Source organism: Sinomicrobium halophytocola (assembly GCF_052983395.1).
This window is the reverse complement of sequence record NZ_JBRKIT010000001.1, coordinates 1-26,239: the sequence shown is the minus strand read 5'-3', so window position 1 is coordinate 26,239 and position 26,239 is coordinate 1. Positions and strand designations below refer to the sequence as shown.

Here is a 26,239-nt window from a genome sequence, read left to right as displayed (position 1 = left end):
ACCCGAATACTATGCATACCGGAAGCCATTACCGACTCAAAGAATTTTTACTCTGGACACGTCACTCTGTCCTGCTGTTATTTGCCATTGCCTTTATCCCTACCTTTCTCTACGAAATAGTCGGGTGGAAATGGCTGGGAGTTCCATGGGTCCCCGTGGCCCTGATAGGTACGGCCGCAGCTTTTATTGCAGGCTTCAGGAACAATGCCACCTACGACCGCATGTGGGAGGCCCGGAAAATATGGGGAGGCATCGTAAACAGCAGCCGTACCTGGGGAATTATGGTAAAAGATTATACCCGAAACAATGATCCCGAAACAGAAAAAGAAACCCAACGAGTCCTTATTTACCGTCATATAGCCTGGTTGACCGCGTTGCGTTTTCAGCTTCGTATTCCAAAGGGCTGGGAAAATATCCATACCAAAAAATACAACAGCGAATATCGGAAAAAATACTCCGTCCCCGAATGGGAAACCGACCTTGAGCAAGAGCTTAGACCCTATCTTTCCGAAAACGACCGGCAGTACGTATTGGGCAAAAAGAACCGGGCCACACAACTTATAGCCCTTCAATCCCGTCATCTCAGGGAGCTCAACCGGAACGGGCAACTGGACACATTGTGTCTTGTGGAAATGGAAAACGTACTGAATGATTTTTACGTCTTCCAGGGCCAGGGCGAACGTATCAAGAATTTCCCTTACCCCCGGCAATTTGCCAGTATCAATTTATTTTTCATACGTTTGCTGGTGTGGATGCTACCTTTTGGTATGCTTAATGAATTTGACAAACTGGGTGAGCACTGGGTTTGGCTTACCATTCCCTTCAGTATCGTAGTGGGCTGGGTATTCACCTCCCTTGAACAGGTAGGAGAAAGTACGGAAAACCCTTTCGAAGGCAGCGCTAACGATATCCCTATGGCTGCCCTGAGCCGTACCATTGAGATCGACCTGAGGGATATGCTGGATGAAACGGAATTGCCACCTGCCATAGAGCCGGTAAATAATATATTAATGTAATTCGTCGCGCAAATGGAATTAACCAAAGTTTTTGAAAACAACAAAAAGTGGATCGCAAAAAAACTGGAAACCGATGCCGGTTATTTTGAGAAACTATCCAAAGGACAAAGTCCCGAAATCCTGTACATAGGATGCTCCGACAGCAGGGTTACGGCCGAAGAACTGATGGGGGCCCAACCGGGAGAAGTATTCGTACATCGTAACATTGCCAACATGGTAATCAGTATAGACCTCAATGTAATGTCCGTGATCAATTATGCCGTCAACCATTTAAAAGTGAATCATGTGGTTGTATGTGGCCATTACTTCTGCGGAGGTGTAAAAGCTGCCATGCAATCCGAAGACTTAGGCATACTGAATCCGTGGCTACGGAATATCAGAGATGTGTACCGCCTGCACAAAAGAGAACTCAACACTATTACGAACGAGACCGACAGGTACAACCGTCTTGTAGAGTTGAATGTACAGGAACAGTGTATCAACCTCATCAAAACCGCTGCAATACAGAAAGCCTATAAAGAACGCGGCCTTAAAGTTCACGGTTGGGTCTTTGATATCCACAGCGGAAAACTCATAGACCTTAAGATCGATTTCGACAACCTTCTAAAAGATATTATGGAAATATACAACCTGGAGAAATAAATCTGATAATAGCATCGGGAAGGGGAGACAAAACCTTAACTATCCTTCCCGATGAATTTTTCTTTAAAATATCCGTAACACACTAATTCCAAACCTATTTAAGCCGGATGCACATACGAAAGTTGTATTCCGTTCCAAAAATATAATTTTGTTATATACTAAATTTTAGTATATTCGCTACAATTAATGTGCACGAACACATGATTTGAATCCAAAAATGGCCAGGGAGGGAATTCTCCTTCCGAATAAAAATATGTGTGTTGAGTAGAGATCAGGTGTGGGAATATTTTGTGCGTTCCCGCCCTGATCTTTTAAATTTTCATCTTTTACCGGTTCCTTTAAAATATGAAACGAAGAAACTTTATAGAAATTATATCCGCAGGTACTGCCGGTATCTCTTCCCTTTTTGCCACACCATTGCTTGCAGCCCCCGGGACAAAAAACACGATGAAAAAGGAAGGTCCCATATTAAAAATCGCACATATTACCGATGTCCATATCCGTCCGGAAGAAGACGCTCCGCAGCGCTTCAGGCAATGCTTAAAGGAAGTCCGCAAGCTCGGTGTAGATTTTTTTCTCAATGGCGGGGACTCCATTTATGCTGCCGATTACGATCACATTACCCGTGAAAGGGTAAATGAACAATGGGATATATGGAAAACTTGTCTAGAGGAAATCGAAGGGGAACGTATATACAGTTGTATTGGTAATCATGATATATGGTGGGCTGCACCGGATAAGAAGGATGCCATGTACGGTAAGGATCACGTGGTAAAATGCCTGGATATTCCCGGCCGGTTCTACAGTTTTTCCGAAAAGGGATGGCATTTTATTGTACTCGACGGAAATAATACATCCGTATCCCTGGACGAAGAACAATTCCAATGGTTAGAAAAAGAACTGGAGCAACTAAAGGAAAACACGCCCGTTCTCATTATGTCGCACTACCCTATCCTGGGCGTAACCCCATATTGGGAAGGCGGTATGCATGCTGATTATGCCGAACTCAAAGCCTTGTTTTACAAACACAGGGACAAGGTAAAAATATGTCTCAGCGGACATCAGCACCTGCTGGACAGTGTTACCTATAACGGGGTTTCCTATTTCTGCAACGGTGCCATGAGCGGGTTCTGGTGGGAAAAAGGGGATAAAAGCTCCGCAGCGCAGGGCTATTGCCAGGAAACTCCCCCGGGATATGCTATCCTGGAACTCTATGCCGACGGAACATTTACCAATACTTATATTCCGCACAGTTATTAACGCTAATTAAGGGTCAGATTTTTGTTTTAGTTAAAGATCAATTAGTTGTGGTTTTTCAATAAAAAAATAGTCGAGTTATTAGGTTACCGAGTAATTGAGTTATTCAGTTTATAGGTATTGCCTAAATAACTCAATAGCTTAATAACCAATAACTAAAGTGCAATTTCATTCTTTATCAAAATATGCTCCTGAAGGTTATAAAGATTGAATTTCAACCCTTAATTCACATTATTAACGCACGATACTATAATCCGAATACTCATGAAATATATCAGAAATATTTTTTTATGTATGGCCCTTGTAGCCATATTCTCCTGTAAAGACGACCACAAAGCGGTTGAATTTACCTTAATGACCTATAATATTTATCACGGAGAGAACTATTACAAACGAGGAGAGAGCAATATCTCAGGCATTGCTTCTGTTATCCGGGATATCCGTCCCGATTTTGTCGCCTTACAGGAAGTAGACAGTATGACCATACGTACTGCCGGGTTCAATGACGGGGAGAAAAAAGACCTTGTCAAAGGATTGGAAACCCTTACCGGAATGCACGGAACCTTTGGTAAAGCCATTGATTATAGCGAAGGTGGTTATGGCGAAGGGCTGTTAACGGCAAAACCGGCAGAAACGGGAATTATCCATTTACCAACACCCAAAGGAGGGGAAGGAAGAGCGCTTGTATATGCTACATATGCCTACGACGAAGGAAAGAAAATAACTTTTGCCGCTACCCACCTCTGTCATGAATATGAAGAAAACCGGTTAGCACAGGCTCAGGCCATCAACAATTTCCTTTTGAAACTGGACCATCCCGTGGTCCTTGCCGGAGACCTGAATTTCAGGGAAAATTCCGCTCCTTACGAGGTTCTGAAACCAAACTGGACCGATTCGGCCAAAGCGTTCGGGGCACCTGAGTTTACCATCCCGGCGGATGCTCCCCGGTCGCGGATAGATTACATATGGCTGAGCAAAAACAGCAACTGGAAAATCGCGTCTGTCGACGTTCGCAAAACAGACTATTCGGATCACATGCCTGTTGTTGTAAAAGTCTCCTTACAGCAATAAATCACTTATCATTAAACACAAAAGAGCCGGGCACATAACACCCGGCTCTTTCCACTTACACTAACACAAATAAAATAGAGGAAAAATAGTTCTCTATCTCAATCTTCTCCTTGATTATGCAGCAGGGAGATCCCCTTTTTCCTTAACCGGAAGGGAGGATGTTCCCATGAGGAATTTATCTACATGATGTGCCGCTTCCCTGCCTTCGGATATGGCCCATACAATCAACGATTGTCCTCTTCGCATATCGCCGGCAACAAAGACGTTCGGCACATTGGTCTGGTAATTTTCACCTTTAATATTCGTCCGGGCATCCAGTTTGAGTCCCAGTTGTTGTCCGAGCGTTTTTTCCGGTCCGGTAAACCCGAGTGCCAGCAAGGCCAGGTCGCAGGGCCATTCTTTTTCCGTACCTTCCACTTCTTTGAGCTGCGGACGTCCGCCGGGAACTTTAACCCATTCCACCTCTATGGTTTTCAGGGCTTTTAAGTTACCCTTATCATCTTTTATGAATTCCTTTGTCGCAATACTCCAGTTCCTGTCGCAACCTTCTTCATGGGAAGAAGTGTTTTTCAGGGTAAACGGCCAGAAAGGCCACGGGTTTTCAGCTGATCTTTCCTCAGATGGCATAGGCAGGATCTCAAAATTGGTCACCGATTCTGCTCCATGACGATTTGAAGTTCCTACACAGTCCGACCCGGTGTCTCCACCACCAATCACAATAACATGTTTCCCTTTAGCGTGAAGGTCTTTGACCGGTTCTTCCTCTCCGTCTACCACTTCGTTATTTCTCTTGAGGAATTCCATAGCCTGTACCACTCCTTCGGCATCTGCCCCGGGAATAGGCAGTCCTCTCCTGTCGGTAGCACCACCACACAGTACTATGGCATCATATCCCTTCAGTTCTTCCACATCGTAATTAACCCCCACATGAACCCCGGTCTTAAATTCGATACCTTCTTCTTCGAGTATGGTCAGCCTGCGGTCTATGATGTGTTTTTCCAGTTTAAAATCCGGGATACCGTAGCGAAGTAGTCCGCCGGCTTTTTTATCTCTTTCGAAAACAGTAACGGTATGTCCTGCCCGGTTCAGTTGCTGCGCGGCGGCAAGTCCTGCCGGTCCGGAACCAATCACCGCTACCTTTTTACCGGTACGTTCTTTTGGCGGATCTGCTTTTATCCAGCCTTCCTTGAATCCCCGTTCTACGATATATTTTTCAATAAGTTCTATAGCAACAGGAGGATTAATGATCCCGAGAACACAAGCGGATTCGCATGGCGCCGGGCATAACCTGCCCGTAAATTCGGGGAAGTTATTTGTTGCGTGAAGTATGTCCAACGCCCTGATCCAGTTATTCTGATATACCGCATCGTTAAAATCGGGGATCAGGTTTCCCAGCGGGCAACCGCTGTGGCAAAAGGGTATTCCGCAATCCATACACCTTCCCCCCTGCTCGTTCAGTTCACTTTCGGTAAGATCTACGGTAAACTCTTCGTAATTCTGAACCCGTTTTTTAACTTCTATATAGTTTTCAACTTTTCTGTCATATTCCAAAAAGCCTCTTAGTTTTCCCATGGTCGTTGTCTTTTTATTGCCCTTACTTATTTATTCCGGTAGACAGCCGCTATCAGCTATTTACATTTGCCATTAATTCCTCACTGTCCAGTGCTTTTTCCCTGGCCAGTCTTTCCAGCGCTTTTTTGTATTCTACAGGCATTACCTTGATAAATTTGTTTTTCTGCGCTTTCCAGTTGTCCAGGAGTCGTTTTGCCAACGGACTTTCGGTATAGAGATAATGGTTTTCCACCAGTTGTCTTACCTCATCCATATCTTCGGACGAAGGTTCTTCCAGTTCCACCATTTCCAGGTTGAAATTGTGTTCGTCTATTTCGTTGGAACCGTTGTAGATATAAGCTGTACCACCACTCATTCCGGCAGCAAAATTCCTTCCGGTCTTCCCGAGTATGACGGCTATTCCTCCGGTCATATATTCACAACCGTGATCACCGATACCTTCCACTACGGCTTTAGCGCCGGAGTTCCTCACACAAAAACGCTCACCTGCTATTCCGTTGATGTACGCCTCTCCGGTAATCGCTCCGTACAATGCCACGTTACCTATAATGATATTTTCTTCAGGTTTAAAAGTGGCTTTTTCGGGTACTCTTACTACCAGTTTACCTCCCGAAAGGCCTTTCCCGAAATAATCATTGGTGTTCCCATTCACCACCATGGTAAGTCCGTGTGTGGCGAACGCTCCGAAACTCTGCCCGGCAGACCCGGTAAATTTCAGGGTAAGCGTATCTTCGGGGAGGCCGTGGGCCCCGTGAATTTTGGAAATCTCATTACTGAGAATCGCCCCGGTAGTACGATTGGTATTGTTGATAATAAAGCACTGCTCCATTTTTTCTTTCCTGTACACTGCCGGGTGGGCCTTGCTCAGTATATCGAAATCCAGGACATTTTCCAGTTCGTGGTCTTGTTTCTTCGTATTATACAGGTCTACATGATCTCCAACCCGGGGTTTGTAGAGTATTTTAGAGAAATCTATTCCCTGTGCCTTGTAATGATCTACCGCCCGGTTCATGTCCAGCTTCTCGCTTTTCCCCACCATTTCGTTAATGGTGCGGAAACCGAGGTCGGCCATGATCTGCCGCAATTCCTGGGCTACGAAATACATGAAATTGATAACGTGCTCCGGGGTTCCCGTAAAGTTTTTGCGCAGCTCCGGGTCCTGGGTGGCGATACCTACCGGACAGGTATTCAGGTGGCATGCACGCATCATAATACATCCGGAAGCAACCAGGGGTGCAGTGGCAAAACCGAACTCCTCGGCCCCGAGCAAACAGGCAATAGCAACATCGCGCCCGGTTTTCAACTGTCCGTCACACTCCAGCACTATCCTGTTCCTGAGATCATTGAGAACCAGTGTTTGCTGTGCTTCTGCGATTCCGAGTTCCCAGGGAAGTCCGGCATGCCGGAGGGAGGTCAAAGGCGATGCCCCGGTGCCTCCGTCATAACCGGAAACCAGGATAACATCCGCTTTGGCCTTGGCCACACCGGCGGCTATCGTACCTACACCTACTTCGGATACCAGTTTTACATTGACCCTGGCTTCGCGGTTGGCATTTTTGAGATCGTAAATAAGCTGGGCCAGGTCTTCTATAGAATAGATATCGTGGTGCGGGGGCGGAGAGATCAACCCTACATACGGGGTCGAATTCCTTACTTTGGCTACCCACGGGTATACCTTAGGGCCGGGAAGTTGTCCTCCTTCCCCGGGCTTTGCTCCCTGGGCCATTTTTATCTGTATTTCCTTAGCATTGGTCAGGTAATTGATAGACACTCCAAACCTACCGGAAGCTACCTGTTTGATGGCGCTGTTCTTCCAGGTTCCGTCCATATCTTTGTGGAACCTTTTCGGGTCCTCTCCGCCTTCTCCGGAGTTGCTTTTTCCCCCGATACGGTTCATCGCAATAGCGAGGTTTTCATGAGCTTCCTGGCTGATAGAGCCAAAAGACATGGCCCCGGTCTTAAAACGCTTTACGATTTCGGTCCAGGGTTCCACTTCTTCCAGCGGAACAGGGTTTAGATTCCTGAACTTAAACATACCGCGAAGTGTCATGAGCCGTTCGCTCTGCTCATTGATGATATCGGAATATTCTTTAAAGCTCTCGTATTTATTGGTACGCACCGCCTGTTGCAGTTTAGCTACGGAAGCAGGATTGAACATATGCCGCTCCCCGTTTCTTCGCCAACGGTAATCACCTCCTATATCCAGGTTGAGATCGGCAGATATCTTCTCTTTTTCAAAAGCCGTATCATAGCGCTTGCGGATTTCTTTCTCTATTTCATAAAGTCCTATACCTTCTACCCGCGTGGCGGTATTGCAGAAGTATTTGTCCACAAGTTTTTTATTGAGGCCCAAAGCTTCGAATATCTGGGACCCCCTGTAGGAATGCAATGTAGATATTCCTATTTTGTTCATGATCTTTACGATCCCCTTTCCGATGGCCTTATTAAAATTCTTAACCGCTTTTTCCGCACTCTCTGCAACAATGTCTTCATTGGCTACGAGCTCCGCGATAATTTCGTTTACCAGGTACGGATTGATAGCACTTGCCCCGTAACCGAACAGCATGGCAAAATGATGTGGTTCTCTCGGTTCTGCGGATTCTACAATGATACCAACGGAAGACCGTTTCCTGAGTTTTTTCAGGGAATGGTGTACAAAAGAGCACGCCAGTATCGCGGGGATAGGAGCATATCCTTTTTCCACATTCCGGTCGGATAGTATAATAACATTCGACCCTTCGTCTATCGCTGCGGATATCTCGGAAATCATGGTGTCCAACCTGGATTCGAGTCCGTTCAATCCCTTTTCTACTTCATAAAGTACGGAGATGGACCTGGCTTTAAAATCCGGGTGTTCTATATACTTAATCTTATCGAGGTCCTCGTTGGAAATTACGGGATTCTGAATACGCAGTTTTTTCGCCTGTTCCGGGACAACATCAAAGATATTCCGGTCCCCTCCTATGGAAAGGCTTATATCTGTTACAATCTCCTCCCGGATACCGTCCAGCGGCGGATTGGTCACCTGGGCGAAGAGTTGTTTAAAGTAGTTGTAAAGCAGTTGTGGTTTTTCCGAAAGTACGGCAAGAGGGGTATCAAATCCCATGGAGCCGATAGCTTCCTTAGCTTCGGTGGCCATCGGGGTGATAATGGTCTTTATATCTTCCAGGGTATAGCCGAAAAGTTTTTGCCTGGTGTGGATATCCTCTTTTTCCACCGGTGTTTTATTTCCCGTATAAGGAATACTGGCCAACGGAAGAAGATTTTCGTCCAGCCATTTGCGGTAAGGTCTTTGTGAAGTGATCTCTTTTTTTACTTCTTCATCTCCTATGATACGACCTTCGTTCATATCAACAAGGAACATACGGCCGGGTTCCAGACGACCGTGGTATTCCACATTCTCGGGTTTTATATCAATTACCCCGGTTTCGGATGACATTATTACATATCCGTCCTTGGTCACCGTATACCTGGAAGGACGCAATCCGTTCCTGTCCAGCAGGGCTCCTATATAGTTCCCGTCCGTAAACGGAATGGAGGCCGGGCCGTCCCAGGGCTCCATGATACAGGCGTTGTATTCGTAAAATGCTTTCTTGGTATCGTCCATAGACTGGTGTTTTTCCCAGGCTTCCGGTACCATCATCATCATAGCTTCGGGTAAGGACCTTCCGGTTTGTAATAATAATTCCAATACCATGTCCATAGAAGCCGAGTCGGACTTACCTTCCAACACTATCGGGGGGATATCTTTCAGGTCTTCTCCGAAGATCTCACTTTTGAACAGTTCTTCACGGGCCTTCATCCTGCTCAGGTTCCCTTTGAGGGTATTGATTTCCCCGTTGTGACACATATACCGGAAAGGTTGTGCGAGATCCCAGGTGGGGAACGTATTGGTAGAGAACCGTTGGTGCACCAAAGCAAGCTTGGTTACCACATCAGGTTCGTTAAGATCTTTGTAGTACCTGTTAATATCCTGGGGCATCAACAGACCTTTGTAAATTATGGTTGTAGTAGACAGGCTGGTAAAATAAAAAAAGTCCGCTTCAGAAAAACCGGACTGAAGCACCTGGTGTTCCGCAATCTTACGGGCAGCGTATAATTTGGCATTAAATTCACTTTCGGAAAGGTCTTTTCCGTTTTTACCAACAAAAACCTGCATGATGGTTGGCTCGGATTCCGCCGCTATTGCCCCGATACAATCGTGATCTACCGGAACTTTTCTCCAGCCAATGATATGCAGTCCCTGCCTGGCTACATTCTCTTCGAATATCCTGGTACATACTTTAACCTGGTTTGCGGATTTGGGCAAAAAAAGCATTCCTACGGCATACTCCTTGTACTCCGGGAGTTCAAAGCTACATGCTTTCTTAAAAAAATCATGGGGTATTTCAATCAATATACCTGCACCATCTCCCGTTTTGCCGTCCGAACTAACAGCTCCTCTATGTTCCAAACGGATCAGGATATCCAGGGCCTTATGAATAATATCATTGGTCCTTTTTCCTTTCAGGTTACAAATAAAACCTGCTCCGCAATTGTCATGTTCAAACTCCGGGGAATAAAGTCCTTGCTGCTTAAGTTTCATATCTCTAAATGATTGGTGTTTAAAAAATCATCAACGAAATTAACACATATACATAAAATTACGCATACGATTTTAGAATTGACACAAATTAATTCGTGTTTCTTAAAATATCATTGATGATAATCTAAAAACATTACTCAGGACAGAGGAAATTACAGATATCTTATTTTGAGCACATTTTTTAAAGGAACCCCCTCAAAATATAGCTAAACATCGTTTTAAATCATAAAAAAATACAATATACCCCTAAACAAAATAATATCAAAGTAGTTTAAATGTAAAAATGAAAAGACACCCCCCTTCAAAAGAAGGGTTTTAAAAAACAAAAAGGAGAAAAGCGCTGAATTTACAGCATGCTTTTCTCCATCCGGCTTATTATCCTCTTGAATAGATTCTCGTATACATCCGAATACTAAAATCAGAATAGCCTCACGAATATGAGGAAAATTCTCTATTCTTCTATGTTTTACTGCCAGCCACCGCCAAGGCTGCGGTATAATTCGACATTGGCGAGTAGTATTTGCATTTTTATATCAATGAGCCCCAGTTCGCTATCAAGGGCATCACTTTGGGCTGTGATCACTTCCAGATAATTAGCAAATCCACTTCTAAAGAGGAGGGCAGCATCTGTAACTCCTCTCTGGGTAGTGTTTAACCGTTCTTGTGTAAGAACGTGTTCTTCTTCTAGTTTATCTAAGGTTATCATGGCATCGGACACTTCTCTCACTGCATCGATAATAGTCTCTTTAAAGTCCAGCTGGGCCAGTTGCCGCCTCGCCAATGCCTTTTTGTAATTCGTCTTTAGTTTTCGCTGTTGAAATATTGGCTGAAAAATAGCACCGTTAATCACGGCAAACAAAGATTCCGCCGGGGTTGAGAACAGCTTATTCGGTTGATAGGAATCAAGCCCCATACTGGCATCGATGGTAAGAGAAGGATATTTCAATGCCTGGGCGATCCCCACTTGCGCATTGCTCGCTATCAACTCATATTCCGAAGCTGCCACATCAGGACGGTTTTGTAAGAGCTCCATAGGCACCCCTGTATTGTAGTTCCCCTTGAACTCGGCATTGTCCAAATGCCCATGAATCTCTATGGGTTGTGGTTCTCTTCCGAGCAGGGCATTCAGCCTGTTTTCCTGAAGTGCGTACTCCCGTTCTATTTGTGGTATAAGCGCTTCAAATCTCAGTTTCTGTGATTTGGTCTGACGTACAGCCAGCGAGGTAGCCTCTCCGGCCTCGTACTGCAATTCAACAATTCGCAGTGTATTTTCATTGAGGTTGAGGTTTCGCTCTGCCACTGCCAGTTCTGCTTTGAGCTTTAGCAATTCGTAATATGTAGAAGCCACTTCTGCGACCAACGCGGTCTGCACCGCCTTCTTAAATTCTTCGCTTTGCATATAAGCCGCACGGGCAGCATCTTTTTTCCAGCGAAGCTTTCCCCAGAGCCCAACTTCCCAACTGGAACTTACTCCGACATTATAGGACAGGCGCTCTGTATACATACTTGTAGGCGGGTTCTCTCCATGAATCCTCCGTCCGCGATTGGATCCGTAATTATTGTGATTCAAACCCCGATAATCCCTGGTATAGCCAGGCCCAACTCCAAGCGAAGGGTAAAAACTTGCTCTGGCTTGCAACAGATCTTGCCGACTCATTTCCAGAACCTGAACCGTTCTCTGCATATCTATATTATTGATCAGTGCGGTATCGATCAAAGAAACCAGGTCATAATCCCCAAAAAACTCTATCCACTTCATCTTTGCCAAGGGGATACTGTCCAGGCTATCCGAAACAACACTATCCAGCCTGCTTATACTTCCGTTATATTCTTCAGGGAGCACATCAAAATCGGGTCTTTTATACGGATCCCCTACCTTACAGCCCGTTACAGCTGCCAGGAGAAGAACCACTATACCTAGTCTTTTTATATTTTTTGCCAACATGGATTTATCTGTATATTAATTTTAATGGTCAAATTATCTTTACTCATCCTCCGTTGTCTGTATATTAAACCGGTCGTGCAGATTCTGGAAAATATACGCAAGGACCGGAATAATGAAAATCCCCAGGAAAATTCCGGACAGCATTCCTCCGGCCGTACCTATACTCACTGACTTATTCCCTTGGGCAGAAGAGCCCACCGTGAACATCAGCGGTATCAGTCCGACGGTAAATGCAAGGGACGTCATAATGATAGGCCTCACCCGTAAAGCACTGGCTTCCATGACAGCATCGCGTACCTGTAATCCTGATTTCCTTTTTTGCGATACAAATTCCACAATAAGGATGGCATTCTTTGCCAAAAGTCCGATAAGCATTATTATACCTACCTGCACATATATGTTATTGTCTATACCCGCCAGGTTTATGGCAGCAAATACACCAAAAATACCTGTAGGAAGGGACAGTATTACTGCCATGGGCAACCAGAAACTCTCATACTTGGCCGCAAGGATAAAATACACCAGTACTATACTCATAATAAATATCATAATGGTATCTGATCCCGAATTTTTCTCTTCCAGACTCATCCCCGTCCATTCGTAACTGAGATTGGGAGGGAGCTTCGCCGCCACTTCTTCTACGGCTTTCATGGCATCGTTTGTACTATACCCCTTTGCCGGAGTAGCACTTATCTTCACCGCGGTATACAAATTGTACCTTCTCACGATCTCCGGACCAAAAGTCTGTTCCAAAGAAACCAGGGTGTTTAAGGGCACCATTTCTTCCTTGTTATTTTTTACAAATATGGAATTAATAGCTCTGGGATCTTTCCTGAACTGAATATCTGACTGTGCAAACACCTGGTATTGACGTCCGAAACGATTAAAATCACCTATCCGCAGTCGACCGAAATACCCTTGCACGACCCTCATCATCTCTTTTACGCTCACTCCAAGTTTTTTAGCCTTATCATAGTCTATGGTAATCTTATACTGCGGGTAATTAATATCAAAAGAAGAGAATGCTCCTTCTATTTCCTTTCGTTGAACAACATCATTAATAAACTCATTGGAAGCCTGGTTAAAATCACTGAGATCACCACCTTCCCTGTCCTGCAGCACAAACTCCAATCCGCTAAAATCCCCGAATCCCTGTACTGTAGGTCTCGGGTAAATGTAGATACTGGCGTCAGGAATAACAGCTGACAGTTTTTCGGTCAAGTCACCGATAATCTCTTCCATATCTTTGACCTTCCCTCTTTCCTTAATCTCCTTTAGTTTAATATATGCCAATCCGAAAGAGGAGCTCCGGGCAGCATTTTCCAAAATATTAGCTCCGGAAACAGTATTTACCCCCGCTATTGCGGCGTGTTTCTGTAATACAGAATCTGCTACTTTCAAGGCACTTGTTGTCCTGTGCAGGGAAGATGCCGGAGGCATTCCTATAGAAAGCGTAAGAAAGCTATCGTCTTCCGTAGGGATAAACGCTTTTGGAGCCAGGTTAGAGAGTAAAACAGTTAATACAACAATAACTACCAATCCTCCTACGGACAGCCACTTGTGGTTAATGGTCCATGTTAAGATCCTAAGGTATCTGCTCACAAATTTGTCGAAAACAGTATCGAATTTCCTAAAGCCTTTATCCCTTACAATTTTTGCTTTCCGCAAACGTCTGGAACGGCTAATACGTTCCAATATCTTTCCTTTGCTCTTTTTACTGCCATTGCGTTCTTTAAAGAACAAAATAACCAATACGGGGCCCAGGGTAAGTGCGTTTACCGCTGATATCAATACAGCAAAAATAATAGTATAGGCAAATTCCTGGTAAAAGACCCCTACCGGCCCTTTTAAGAAGGCAACGGGAATAAACACAGCCGCAATTACAATGGTAATAGATATTACAGCTCCCGTGATCTCATCCATAACGGCATTTACGGCCTGTCTTACAGCCATTCCCTGCTTATGCATCTTTTCGTGTATGGCCTCCACCACCACTATGGCATCATCCACCACGATACCGATGGCCAGTACTATAGAAAACATACTGAGTACATTCATGGTTCCTCCTATAAGCTGCAGGAAGAAGAAGGTTCCTAACAGGGAAACCGGAATGGTAATGGCTGTAATAATAGTGATCCGAATATCCTGCAAAAAGATAAATACTACGAGGAATACCAGGATAAAAGCCTCAACAAGCGTGTGCATCACCTGATCCATAGATTCATCTATCTGCTTCCTCACACTGTAGGCAATATCGTATTTCATTCCCTCGGGGAAATACTGGGCGCGTTCTTCAAGCACTTCACGTACTCTCCCATCTATCTCTTTGGCATTAGACCCCTCCATCTGAACTACGTCTATCGTTACCCCGGGCATACCATCTACCTTATTATCACTACCGTAGTTACTGGCGCCGAATTCCAGCCTGGCAATATCCTTAAGACGCAACAGAGAACCATCGCTGGTAGCCTTGATCACAAGATTTTCGTACCTGTCCGGTGTACTGTACCTCCCTTCGTGCCGAATCACGGTTTCGAAGACCCCCTCGGCATCTTCTCCGAACTTACCGGGAGCAGCTTCGAAACTCTGGTCGCGTATCTGCTCGATCACATCTTGGGGAGTGAGATCATAACCCGCCATTTTTTCAGGATTGAGCCAAACCCGCATCGCATAGTCCCTGGATCTCAGTATATCTGCCTTGGCTATCCCTTCAACACGTTTTAATGCTCTTCGGACATCGCGTTTTACATAGGCTTGCAGGAAAGTCTCATCATAAGAAGGATTTTCACTGTAAAAATTGATAGTCATGATACTACCCTTCAACCGTTTCATGACGGAAATCCCTGCCTCCACAACTTCGGGAGGAAGGAACTCGGTTACCTCAGAAACACGGTTCTGCACATTTACCGCCGCAATGTCGGCATTTGTCCCCGGTTCAAAATATATGTTAATACTACCGGTACCAGCATTGGTAGCAGAGGAGCTGATATAGGTCATCCCTTCCACCCCGTTGATAGCTTCTTCTATAGGCAATAACACAGAACTAGCTATGGTCTCCGCGTTTCCTCCGGGATATTTTACGCTTACGCTTACACTCGGAGGCGCTATTTCGGGAAGTCGTTCTACAGGAAGGTTGGTAATAGCCATCACCCCGGCAAGTACCAGGAGAATAGAGATTACCATGGACAATACCGGCCTTTCTATGATTTTTTTTATCATTATTTACACGTCTTTCTTTAAGTTATTCGGATAAAGGTTAGAATGAAAATGAGATTCAATACTAATACTCCCCTTTTTTAACAGGGGCTACTTTAACACCAGTAGCCAATTTGCCAAGGCCGGAAATCACTACCCTGTCTCCAGGAGAAATACCTTCTCCTTTTATGATGTAGTTTTCTCCTGAAATACCTTCAATTTCAATTTCCTGTCTTTCCGCAGTATCGTCGTCTTTCAACGTAAAGACAAACTTTTTATCCTGAATAGAAACCGTAGCTCCCTGGGGCACCAACATGGCCTCAGGATAGATTTGCTCCATCAGAACTTTACCGCTATTTCCCAGCCTGAGAAGGGTATCGGGATTATGGAATTTGGCCCGGAGCGATATAGATCCCGTAGAACGGTCTATCTGCCCGGAGGTAGCATCTACTATACCGGGGTGGTCATAGACAGAACCATCGGCCAGAACCAATTTAACATGGGGATTCATCCGCTTGGAAGAAGATGTGCTGTCTCTTTTCATCCGCTGGTAATACAGGTAATCGGATTCACTCATGGAAAAGTAGATATAGACATCATTAACGTTAGACAACACCGTTAAAGGATCGGTATCCGTTTGTTTTACCACGTTTCCCACTGATTTCGGGAATCTGCCTACAAAACCACTTACCGGAGCCTTGATCGTGGTAAATTCCATTTTTATCCTTGTGTTCGCAGCCATGGCCTGCGCTCTGTCCAGTGAAGATTGAGCCACTTCATAATCGGCCTGTGCTGTTTTTTGCTGTACTTCGGAGATTACTTCATTATCAATAAGCGGTTGCAGACGGTCGAGCTCGGTCTTGGCTTTCCGCAATTTTGCCTTTTCCAAAGCTACATTTGCCTGGGCATTTTTAAGGTCTTCCAGGTAGGGCTGCTGGTTTATTTTAAACAAAGGCTGCCCTTTTTCCACGTAATCCCCTTCGTCTACATAAATATGTTCCAGTATTCCGTCTACCTGGGGACGTATCTCCACATCCTCTACCCCTTCTACAGAGCCAAGATATTGAAATGGCACTGCAGCCGAGGTTTCCTTCAAGGTAATGACAGGAAGGGGTATACCGGTATCTTCCTCTTCTTTTTCCCTGCAACTTATAAGGCTAAGGGAAAAAAGGAAAAAAGAAAGTACCGGGATTAATACGGTTCTGAGTGTTGCGTTAGTATTCTTTTTCATTTGTTTATGATTGCAATTTTAAAGTTGTTGTAAATATCAATAGAGGTGCCAAGTTTCACAGAATTCCATAGCTTATTTAAAATTACTGAAAAACAAACATTTAAGCAACATCATATCTTTTAACAAAACGTAAAAGGTGTATAACTTTCGGGGTAGAAGCAGTGTGCATTGTGTAAATTTTACTCACTTTGTACTGTGCCCTGTTCCGGATATTTATTCATTTCTTTATACGGGACTTTCGTTACTTGAAAATTAAGAGCCTGATATCTGTCTATACAACATTCAGTGAAAATAACACCGTCTGTCACGATATAAGGTACACCTTATTACTACTCCTGATAAGATTCGCCAAAATCCTTTTTGATCACAATACCGTTTACAGACGGTCGGTGACATGATATCTTTCCTTTTTAAATGGCGATACACGATGGGTCCGACTAGATATGACTGTCCAACTGCAAATACCAGATCAGGCACACCTATACGATTTAATATCAAATAAATAATGTATAGTCTTTACACACTTTCACACCTGGTACACACGAGATATTACACATATTTCATTCTCTCACATTCCATCAAAATAAAATAAAACTCTGATAAACAGAAAATTATCCGCATGAGTCCGAAATCTTCCGAAAGATGGCATCAAATTTTCAATGTATCAGACACAAACAAAGTTTAACCTTAAAATCTTAATAGTCATGAAAAAGTTAGTTTTAGCAGCAGCATTAGTTTTAGGAGGATTTGCTACCCAGGCAGCAACTACCATAGACGCTAACGAGAATGTAGTAATTGCAGTTAACCAGGAAGAGTTTACGGAAATTTCAGCGGATGAAGTTCCTTCTGCCATTACAGAAGCTTTGGAGAGAGATTATGCCGGAGCTACTATAGACAAGGCATCTGTAAATGAAGCAAAAGAGTATAAACTGGAAATTACCATGGGTGAGCAAACCGGTGTGCTTTATGCTAATGAAAACGGAGAATGGATACAAAAATAATTCGTATTTCACATTAGAGTAAACAAAAAGAGGTTGTCAAAGCAGCCTCTTTTTTTATTCCGGTAATCCGCAACAGTTATCCAAATATCCTTTTTTGCGCCCTGAACATATAATTCCAGGTAATCAACGTATTGTTTAATCCGGATCTGAAATTCTGCATTGCATAATGTAAAAAATATGTTCCGACATATTCGTTGGTCTCCGGAACGTATAAAATATCTTTTTATAAAAACCAAACCTCACAATGGCCAAATTCAATACCATATCTGCTATTTCGTTTTCATAGAAAGCTAAAAAAGAGGTCCGGAATTTCATCTGCCACTTTAATCCTTTAAGATACTCCTGGAAATAACAATTTTCTGTATTTCCGATGTCCCTTCGTAGATCTGGGTGATCTTGGCATCGCGCATCAGCCGTTCCACATGATATTCCTTCACATAACCATTACCCCCGTGTATCTGTACCGCCTCTATCGTAGTATCCATCGCCACCTGCGATGCATATAATTTAGCCATTGCCCCGGACAGGTCATAATCATTTCCGTTATCCTTATCCCAGGCAGCTTTCATTACCATGTGACGGGCCGCTTCTATTTGTGTATGCATATCAGCCAGCTTAAAGGCGATAGCCTGGTGATTACAAATTTCAGTACCGAAAGACTTTCTTACTTTAGAATACTTCCTGGCCAGTTCATAAGCGCCGGAGGCAATGCCCAATGCCTGGCTGGCAATACCTATACGCCCCCCGGCCAAAGTTCTCATAGCAAATTTAAACCCGAAACCATCCTCTCCTATACGGTTTTCTTTAGGCACCTTTACATCGTTAAATATCAGGGAATGCGTATCACTACCACGAATACCGAGTTTTTGTTCTTTGGGACCTATCTCAAATCCGTCCATTCCCTTCTCGACGATCAGGACATTAATACCATGATGTTTTTTTCCGGCATCGGTCTGGGCTATAACCAGGTAAACGCTGGCAGTCCCTCCATTAGTGATCCAGTTTTTGGTTCCGTTGAGGATATAGTGATCACCTTTATCAATCGCCGTGGTCTTTTGAGACGTGGCATCGCTTCCCGCTTCGGGTTCGGAAAGGCAAAAAGCTCCGATGATCTCTCCTTTTGCCAGGCGAAGCAGGTATTTCTGCTTCTGTTCTTCCGTACCATAACGCTCCAGCCCCCAGCACACCAGGGAATTGTTCACACTCATCACCACCGAAGCGGAAGCATCTATCCTGGATATTTCTTCCATAGCAAGAACGTAGGATACGGTATCCAGTCCGCTACCTCCGTAATCCGGAGAAACCATCATTCCTAAAAATCCCAGTTCTCCCATTTTACGGACCTGCTCCGTAGGAAACTTTTGTTTTTCATCTCTTTCTATAACGCCGGGCAACAATTCATTCCTGGCAAAATCCCTTGCCGCATCGCGGATCATAAGCTGTTCTTCGGTAAATGTAAAATCCATTTTCTTATAATGATTATTTGTTTCAAACCACACAAATTAATGAAAAATATGTATAAAAAACCGATTTTATAGGGCCTAAAATTAATTTTTCACAAAAAAATATCTCCATTTTTACACAGAACTCATTTAAACTTATTCCATAATCTGCTATAATTTTCTTTATTTTATGCCGGAGAAAAATAAAACTCCGGCGTATAACATAAAAATAACACATAAATATTTTATTCGGTTATAAATTTTGAAGGACCGGTTAAAAAACTAACGACACTAGCTCAAATCAAAATGGAAGAAATTATCAAAAGTATTAACGGCATTGTATGGAGCAATGCCCTGGTTATCCTCTGTCTTGGCGCAGGAATTTACTTTTCCGTTGTCACCGGATTTTTACAGGTACGGTATGTCCGTGAAATGGTAAAACTGCTTTTTGCCAAAGAATCTTCCAACAAAGGGGTCACTTCCTTCCAGGCATTTGCCATAGCCATTTCCGGCAGGGTGGGGACCGGTAATATAGCCGGGGTAGCCACAGCTATAGCTTCCGGTGGTCCCGGTGCCATCTTCTGGATGTGGGTCATTGCCCTGCTTGGAGCCGCTTCGGCCTTTGTAGAGGCCACCCTTGGTCAGATCTATAAGGAAGTAAAAGACGGACAGTACCGCGGAGGGCCGGCGTTTTACATAGAAAAAGGGCTTAAAACCAAAGTATTCGCCGTACTTTTCGCTATTGTAACCATCGCATCTACCGCGTTTTTCCTGCCCGGTGTACAAAGCAACAGTATTGCCCTGAGCGTAAAAGAAGCATTTAATGTTCCGGTATGGGCAAGCGGTATAGGCATTTCCCTTTTGTTAGCCCTCATCATTTTCGGAGGGATAAAGAGGATCAGTAAGGTGGCCGAGATCGTTGTCCCCTTCATGGCTTTCGGATATATACTCATGGCGCTTATCATCATTGGCATAAATATAGAAAAAGTACCCGAAATGTTCTCCCTGATCTTTCGTTCTGCCTTTGGTACCGAAGAAATGTTTGGCGGTATTTTCGGTTCTGCCATTGCCTGGGGGGTTAAAAGGGGTATTTACTCTAATGAAGCGGGACAGGGGACCGCACCGCATGCAGCCGCAGCAGCAGAAGTGAGTCATCCGGCTAAACAAGGATTGGTGCAGGCTTTTTCCGTATATGTGGACACGTTGTTTGTTTGTACTGCCACGGCTTTAATGATATTGTTCACCAACTCATACAACGTAAAACACCCGGATATAGAAAATGAGTTCATCGTACAGAACCTCGACAAAAACGTAGAAGCCGGCCCGGCCTTTACCCAGGCGGCTATTGCCCATCACTTTCCTGCTGCCGGTGCTGCTTTTGTGGCCATATCCCTGATGTTCTTTGCCTTTACAACTATAATGGCCTATTATTATATTGCCGAGACCAACCTCAGTTACCTGGACAAAAAAGGCTCAAAAATCAAATTATTGCTGTTACGCCTGGTCATACTGTTCTCCGTATACTACGGCACCATTAAAAGCGCCCAGCTCGCCTGGAATATGGGTGATATCGGTGTTGGTCTGATGGCCTGGATAAATATTATCTTTATCCTCATACTCCAGAGACCGGCCCTCAAAGCCCTGAAAGATTACAAGGAACAAAGAAAAAACAAAAAAGATCCGGTCTTCGACCCGGAAAAACTGGGAATCCGCAATGCGGATTTCTGGAAAGAGTATAAAGCCGGAAGCACGAAGCACGAAGCGTGAAGTTAAAAAGGTGGAAGGTGGAAGCACGAAGCGTGAAGTTAAAAAGCCAAAATACTTCGCACTTCATACTTCAGGCTTCACGCTTCACGCTATATTCAAACATTAAACTACACAAAAAACAACATGAAAGAATTACTTAAACTGTATGAGGACAAAGCCCCTGAAATCGTATTTCACTGGCAGGACCAGGAAACCGAGGCAGAAGGCTGGACCGTCATCAACTCCCTCAGAGGCGGTGCAGCAGGAGGTGGAACCCGGATGCGAAAAGGACTGGACGTAAACGAGGTCCTGTCCCTCGCCAAGACCATGGAAGTGAAATTTACCGTATCCGGACCGGCAATAGGCGGGGCTAAATCCGGAATTAATTTTGACCCGAAGGATCCGAGAAAAAAAGGAGTCCTTCAACGATGGTACAAAGCCGTTTCCCCGTTACTGAAAAGTTATTACGGTACGGGTGGTGATCTCAACATAGATGAAATCCACGAAGTTATACCTATTACCGAAGATTGCGGGGTATGGCACCCGCAGGAAGGCGTATTTAACGGTCATTTCAAACCTTCCGAAGCCGATAAAATAAACCGGATAGGACAGTTACGCCAGGGCGTTATCAAAGTAATTGAGAGCGATAAATTTTCTCCCGATATACGAAGAAAATACACTGTGGCAGACATGATCACCGGCTATGGGGTGGCCGAAGCCGCACGGCACTATTACGATATATACGGCGGCACTGTCGAAGGCAAAAAAGCCATCGTACAGGGATTTGGCAATGTAGGAGCCGCTGCCGCCTTTTATCTCGCGCAAATGGGTGCAAAAATTGTAGGTATCATGGATGTTTCCGGCGGGGTTATCCGTGAAGAAGGCTTTTCTTTTGAAGAAATTAAAACCATGTTCCTGGAAAAAAGCAGCAACAACCTGATACACAAACACGCGATTTCGTTCGAGGAAATGAACGAAAGAATATGGGGGCTGCACGCCGAGATATTTGCCCCGTGCGCAGCATCCAGGCTTATTACCAAAGACCAGATCACACAACTCATAGAAACCGGACTGGAAGTCATTTCCTGTGGCGCCAATGTTCCTTTTGCCGACAAAGAGATCTTTTTCGGCCCCATTATGGAATATACCGACAAACAGGTAAGCCTTATACCGGACTTTATTTCCAATTGTGGTATGGCCAGGGTTTTCGCATATTTTATGGAACGAAGGGTAGCCATGAACGACGAGGCCATTTTTGAAGACACCTCAACTATCGTAAAGAAGGCATTGCAGCGAACTTTCAAACAAAGCGCTTCAAAAACCAATATAAGCAGTACCGCATTCGAAATAGCATTACGCCAACTGGTGTAACCATTTCCAAAAGACAACTTAGAAACGGTATAAAGAATTGCCCCCGTACCTATTTGGGGGTTCTTCTTTTTAATTATCTTTGGTGCAGAGAAGCAGCCGGATCAGAAAAATAAAGCTGTCCTCCTCAAAGGGAATCGGAATAAATACCGGAGCCGGAACGGGCTTTCCCCGAACATGACGAAAACAATATAGATTAATAAATAACCTTCCGGATGGTCCTGATATTACCGGAAATATAATTTTATGCACGCTTAATCGTTTTAATATCAAAAACATTTTATCATATGATGCTATTTCAAGACGTTGCTCAGAATGTTGCCGAGGAAGCGCTCTCTGAGGAAAAAACCCTCTCTATTGCAGATCTTATTGTCAGTGGCGGCCCGGGGAGTATTATAATCGTGTTGATCCTTTTTATACTGCTTTTTGTTGCACTTTATATTTACTTCGAACGGATATTTGCCATCAAAGCAGCTTCACAGATCGATAAAAATTTCATGAACCAGATCAGAGACCACGTAAGTAACGGCAAACTTGAAGCAGGAAAGAACCTCTGTGCCCAAACAGATGCTCCTGTGGCACGACTTATAGAAAAAGGCATCTCACGAATAGGCAAACCACTGGAAGACATTAACAAGGCCATAGAAAATGCCGGTACGCTGGAGGTCTATAAACTCGAAAAAAACGTCAGTATTCTTGCCACTGTAGCCGGTGCGGCGCCCATGATCGGTTTCCTCGGTACCGTAATAGGTATGATTATTGCATTTCACGAAATGGCCACCAGTGGCGGACAAGCGGAGATCGGGGCCCTGGCATCCGGTATATATACGGCCATGACCACCACAGTTGCGGGTCTCATTGTGGGTATTATAGCTTATATCGGCTATAACCACCTGGTGGTACGTACCGATAAGGTAGTACATCAAATGGAAGCCCATGCGGTAGAATTCCTTGATTTACTGGACGAACCGGCATAGATATAAATGAAGACAGAAATACAAAATCAGCTGAGCTAATTGATTTTAAAAGATTATTTTAGGGTATATGACAAAAATCGGTTTTGCACAATTTGATCGGAAAATCAGTTTAACCCCAACCCTAAAGGGAGCCTGATTTTCCTCGATTTGCTCCCTTTAGGGTCGGGGTAACAAATCGAGGGATTATCGAAATTCGATTTTTGTCATGTACTAATAACATCTTTACAATGAAACCGACATGTTTAAAAAAGGCATTCAACATACAGAGGATGATCATTTTAAACATCAAAGGTTCCATGTAACCGCTGAAAAACAATAAAATAAGACATGAAATTAAAAGGAAGAAATAAAGTATCGCCGGAATTCAGCATGTCTTCCATGACGGATATTGTATTCCTGTTGCTGGTATTCTTCATGCTTACTTCCAGTGTTCCGAATGCCCTCGATCTGCTGCTGCCAAAGGCCAAAGGAAAGTCCACCAATGTGCAGAACGTATCCGTGAGCATTAACAAAAAACTGGAATATTACATGGATAATCTGAAAGTCAATCCGGAATTCCTGGAAACCGAGCTCAAAAGAAAACTGAAAGACCAGGAAAACCCTACTATCATACTCCGGGCCGAAGAAGGAGTTCCGATTGAAAAGGCGGTTGATGTTATGGATATAGCCAACAGGAACAGCTATAAAGTGATCCTGGCAGTTAGGCCGAAATAGAACGTTATGGCATTCCTGAATACAAAACATAAAAAGAAATCATTTACACTTACCACGGTATTGCTGGCAATCCTCGTGGTGCTCCTGTTTTTCATCGGCTTACAATATATGGACCCTCCTCCTGAAAACGGCATTACCGTCAATTTCGGAATGACGGAATTCGGATCGGGTGATGTACAACCTCTGGAAAAAATAAAATCTGCTCCCGAAGAAAAGGTCGAGGAAGAACAGCCCGAAGAAACTACAGCGGACGAAGTTCCCGCTGAAGTGGAAAAACCACAGGAAGAGGTACTCACCGACGACAAAACCGAAGACGCTCCTGTTATTCCCCCCAAAAAGGAAGAAAAGAAACCTGTAGTAAAAGAAACTCCCAAACCTGCCGAAGAAAAACCTAAAGAAGAGCCCAAAAAACCTTCCAAATCTACCTCGGATGCTTTGTCCAACATACTTAATGGTCCCAAGTCGGACGGAACGGAAAGCAAGGGAGAGGGAGATGACAACAAAGCGGGAGATAAAGGAAATCCCGACGGCGATCCTTATGCCAGCAGCTATTACGGAACACCCGGCTCCGGATCGGGAGGAGTAGGCTACGGACTGAGCGGACGTTCCTTGTTGTCCAGGGGAAAAGTACAGCAGGACTGCAATGAAGAAGGACGCGTTGTGGTAAAGATCGAAGTGGACAAAAACGGTAATGTTATCGATGCGGTCCCCGGCGTAAAAGGAACCACCAATAACCATCCCTGCTTGTTGGAACCGGCAAAGAAGACAGCATTTATGTTCAAATGGAACCCGGATACGGACGCACCTTCACGGCAGATCGGATTTGTAGTGGTTAACTTTAAACTCGGAGAGTAATAAGTTTGTCGTTAATTCAAAATCATTCCCATTTTCATGACATACCAGCAAGTGCTGCAATGGATGTTCAACAGGCTTCCCATGTATCAGCAGCAAGGAAAGACAGCCCTCAAACACAAACTGGACAATATCCGGGATTTTTGCGACCATCTCGGCAATCCGGAGAAAAAAATAAAAACCATTCATATCGCCGGCACTAACGGAAAGGGTTCCGTAAGTCATATGCTGGCATCCATACTGCAGGAAGCGGGTTATAAGACCGGGCTATACACCTCCCCTCACCTTAAGGATTTCCGGGAACGGATAAAAATAAACGGCATGGATATCCCGGAAGATTTTGTTGTGGAATTCATAGCGGATAATAAGTCGTTTCTCGAAGCCCATGACCTTTCCTTTTTTGAAATGACCGTTGGTATGGCACTCGATTTCTTTGCCCGTGAAAAAACAGCTATAGCGGTAATAGAAGTCGGGTTGGGCGGACGGCTGGACTCTACCAACATCATCGTCCCTGAAGTATCGGTAATTACCAATATCGGTTATGACCATACGGACATTCTCGGGGATACTCTCGAAAAAATAGCCCGGGAAAAGGCGGGGATCATTAAACCGGGGGTCCCTGTTGTTATCAGCGAATACCACCCGGAGACCTTTCCCGTATTTCAAAAAATAGCCGAAGAAAATAACGCCGGATTATCTCTTGCAGAAGACCTCTCCCCGGAACATATAAAAAGTGATCTCACAGGCATATACCAGGAAAAAAATATACGTGCCGTCATAGCAACAGTGCAACAACTGAAAAAATATAATATCAGCCGCGACAATGTCATTTCCGGATTGTCCCGGGTCGTGCAGAACACCGGCCTGAAAGGAAGATGGCAACAATTGCAAACTGCACCTAAAGTCATATGCGATACCGCACATAATGCGGAAGGACTGGAACTTGTCCTGCGCCAGGTAAAAAGCGAGAAATTCGAAAGGCTTCATATTGTCCTGGGTGTGGTGCGTGACAAAGACCTGAAACGTATTTTGCCTCTTTTTCCGGAAAATGCGATCTATTATTTCGCCGCACCCGGTATTTCCAGGGGGCTCCCGGCAGAAGAATTACGTCAACAGGCCCTGGAGTATGGCCTGGAAGGAGAAGCGTATCCCTCTGTCATACAAGCATATGAAAATGCCCTTTCCCGGGCAGAGAAAAACGATTTTATATATGTCGGCGGAAGCACCTTTGTGGTCGCTGAAATATTATAGAAAAATATAATAAATATTTTGCACGTGTAAAAAACAATCGTATTTTTGCATCCGCGATTTACAACAAGGGCAGTCACTTACGGCGCTGCTTCTTCATAAGTTCATATTTTATTGACAGATCGTAATATGTGAGGGCTCTTAGCTCAGCTGGTTCAGAGCACCTGCCTTACAAGCAGGGGGTCACTGGTTCGAACCCAGTAGGGCCCACAGTTTAAATTTGATCTATTATTTTCCGGGCTCTTAGCTCAGCTGGTTCAGAGCACCTGCCTTACAAGCAGGGGGTCACTGGTTCGAACCCAGTAGGGCCCACAGTTTAAATGACCTCCCATCCGGGAGGTTTTTTTGTTTAGTGCAATGACTTACTTTTGCTACAT

The 26,239-nt window shown here is 44.3% G+C and carries 17 protein-coding genes and 2 tRNA genes; 13 read left to right on the top strand and 6 right to left on the bottom strand.

Annotated features, from left to right (window positions below):
* Positions 1–11: 11 nt before the first annotated feature.
* The 4 genes from ACVBDY_RS00095 (at position 12) to ACVBDY_RS00080 (ending at position 3,986) form a co-directional block, all read left to right on the top strand.
* Positions 12–1,016, top strand: a complete 1,005-nt coding sequence (locus tag ACVBDY_RS00095; protein WP_447173449.1) for a bestrophin family protein — start codon at positions 12–14, stop codon at positions 1,014–1,016.
* A gap of 12 nt (positions 1,017–1,028) precedes the next feature.
* Positions 1,029–1,658, top strand: a complete 630-nt coding sequence (locus ACVBDY_RS00090) for a carbonic anhydrase (RefSeq protein ID WP_447173448.1) — start codon at positions 1,029–1,031, stop codon at positions 1,656–1,658.
* Between the two features lie 345 nt (positions 1,659–2,003).
* Complete coding sequence (locus ACVBDY_RS00085; protein WP_447173447.1) at positions 2,004–2,918, top strand: metallophosphoesterase family protein; 915 nt, start codon at positions 2,004–2,006, stop codon at positions 2,916–2,918.
* A gap of 261 nt (positions 2,919–3,179) precedes the next feature.
* Positions 3,180–3,986: an endonuclease/exonuclease/phosphatase family protein gene (locus tag ACVBDY_RS00080; RefSeq protein ID WP_447173446.1), complete on the top strand. Its 807-nt coding sequence runs from the start codon at positions 3,180–3,182 to the stop codon at positions 3,984–3,986.
* 114 nt (positions 3,987–4,100) lie between these two features.
* Here ACVBDY_RS00080 and ACVBDY_RS00075 read toward each other — a convergent pair whose 3' ends face one another.
* The 5 genes from ACVBDY_RS00075 to ACVBDY_RS00055 all read right to left on the bottom strand — a co-directional run bounded on the left by ACVBDY_RS00075 (position 4,101) and on the right by ACVBDY_RS00055 (position 16,514).
* Positions 4,101–5,558, bottom strand: coding sequence for a glutamate synthase subunit beta (locus ACVBDY_RS00075; protein ID WP_447173445.1), 1,458 nt, complete (start codon positions 5,556–5,558; stop codon positions 4,101–4,103).
* A 52-nt stretch (positions 5,559–5,610) separates the two neighbouring features.
* The gene (gene gltB, locus ACVBDY_RS00070) at positions 5,611–10,143 is read right to left on the bottom strand and encodes a glutamate synthase large subunit (protein ID WP_447173444.1); all 4,533 of its coding nucleotides are present in this window, start codon (positions 10,141–10,143) and stop codon (positions 5,611–5,613) included.
* 466 nt (positions 10,144–10,609) lie between these two features.
* Entirely contained in the window at positions 10,610–12,088 is a 1,479-nt protein-coding gene (locus ACVBDY_RS00065; RefSeq protein ID WP_447173443.1) for an efflux transporter outer membrane subunit, read from the bottom strand.
* Positions 12,089–12,127: 39 nt separating this feature from the next.
* On the bottom strand, positions 12,128–15,307 hold the full coding sequence (locus tag ACVBDY_RS00060) for an efflux RND transporter permease subunit (protein WP_447173442.1): 3,180 nt from the start codon (positions 15,305–15,307) through the stop codon (positions 12,128–12,130).
* Positions 15,308–15,368: 61 nt separating this feature from the next.
* A complete protein-coding gene (locus ACVBDY_RS00055) occupies positions 15,369–16,514 on the bottom strand; it encodes an efflux RND transporter periplasmic adaptor subunit (RefSeq protein ID WP_447173441.1) in 1,146 nt (381 codons plus the stop codon).
* Positions 16,515–17,218: 704 nt separating this feature from the next.
* Between ACVBDY_RS00055 and ACVBDY_RS00050 the strand changes: the two genes are divergently transcribed.
* The gene (locus ACVBDY_RS00050; protein WP_447173440.1) at positions 17,219–17,515 is read left to right on the top strand and encodes a hypothetical protein; all 297 of its coding nucleotides are present in this window, start codon (positions 17,219–17,221) and stop codon (positions 17,513–17,515) included.
* A 323-nt stretch (positions 17,516–17,838) separates the two neighbouring features.
* Here the strand turns inward: ACVBDY_RS00050 and ACVBDY_RS00045 are convergent, their stop codons facing one another.
* A complete protein-coding gene (locus ACVBDY_RS00045; protein ID WP_447173439.1) occupies positions 17,839–18,981 on the bottom strand; it encodes an acyl-CoA dehydrogenase in 1,143 nt (380 codons plus the stop codon).
* Between the two features lie 282 nt (positions 18,982–19,263).
* Here ACVBDY_RS00045 and ACVBDY_RS00040 point away from each other — a divergent pair, with 282 nt between their 5' ends.
* From ACVBDY_RS00040 to ACVBDY_RS00005, 8 genes are all read left to right on the top strand, one after another.
* Complete coding sequence (locus ACVBDY_RS00040) at positions 19,264–20,724, top strand: alanine/glycine:cation symporter family protein (protein WP_447173438.1); 1,461 nt, start codon at positions 19,264–19,266, stop codon at positions 20,722–20,724.
* Positions 20,725–20,847: 123 nt separating this feature from the next.
* Complete coding sequence (locus ACVBDY_RS00035; RefSeq protein WP_447173437.1) at positions 20,848–22,074, top strand: Glu/Leu/Phe/Val dehydrogenase dimerization domain-containing protein; 1,227 nt, start codon at positions 20,848–20,850, stop codon at positions 22,072–22,074.
* Between the two features lie 284 nt (positions 22,075–22,358).
* Positions 22,359–23,048 (top strand): MotA/TolQ/ExbB proton channel family protein, encoded by a 690-nt coding sequence (locus ACVBDY_RS00030; RefSeq protein ID WP_447173436.1) that lies wholly within the window; start codon positions 22,359–22,361, stop codon positions 23,046–23,048.
* A gap of 327 nt (positions 23,049–23,375) precedes the next feature.
* The gene (locus ACVBDY_RS00025) at positions 23,376–23,762 is read left to right on the top strand and encodes an ExbD/TolR family protein (protein WP_447173435.1); all 387 of its coding nucleotides are present in this window, start codon (positions 23,376–23,378) and stop codon (positions 23,760–23,762) included.
* A gap of 6 nt (positions 23,763–23,768) precedes the next feature.
* Positions 23,769–24,617: an energy transducer TonB gene (locus tag ACVBDY_RS00020; protein WP_447173434.1), complete on the top strand. Its 849-nt coding sequence runs from the start codon at positions 23,769–23,771 to the stop codon at positions 24,615–24,617.
* Between the two features lie 36 nt (positions 24,618–24,653).
* Positions 24,654–25,865 (top strand): bifunctional folylpolyglutamate synthase/dihydrofolate synthase, encoded by a 1,212-nt coding sequence (locus ACVBDY_RS00015; protein WP_447173433.1) that lies wholly within the window; start codon positions 24,654–24,656, stop codon positions 25,863–25,865.
* 132 nt (positions 25,866–25,997) lie between these two features.
* Positions 25,998–26,072, top strand: a tRNA-Val gene (locus tag ACVBDY_RS00010).
* A 27-nt stretch (positions 26,073–26,099) separates the two neighbouring features.
* Positions 26,100–26,174: transfer RNA gene (locus tag ACVBDY_RS00005), tRNA-Val, on the top strand.
* The last annotated feature ends 65 nt before the right edge of the window (positions 26,175–26,239 follow it).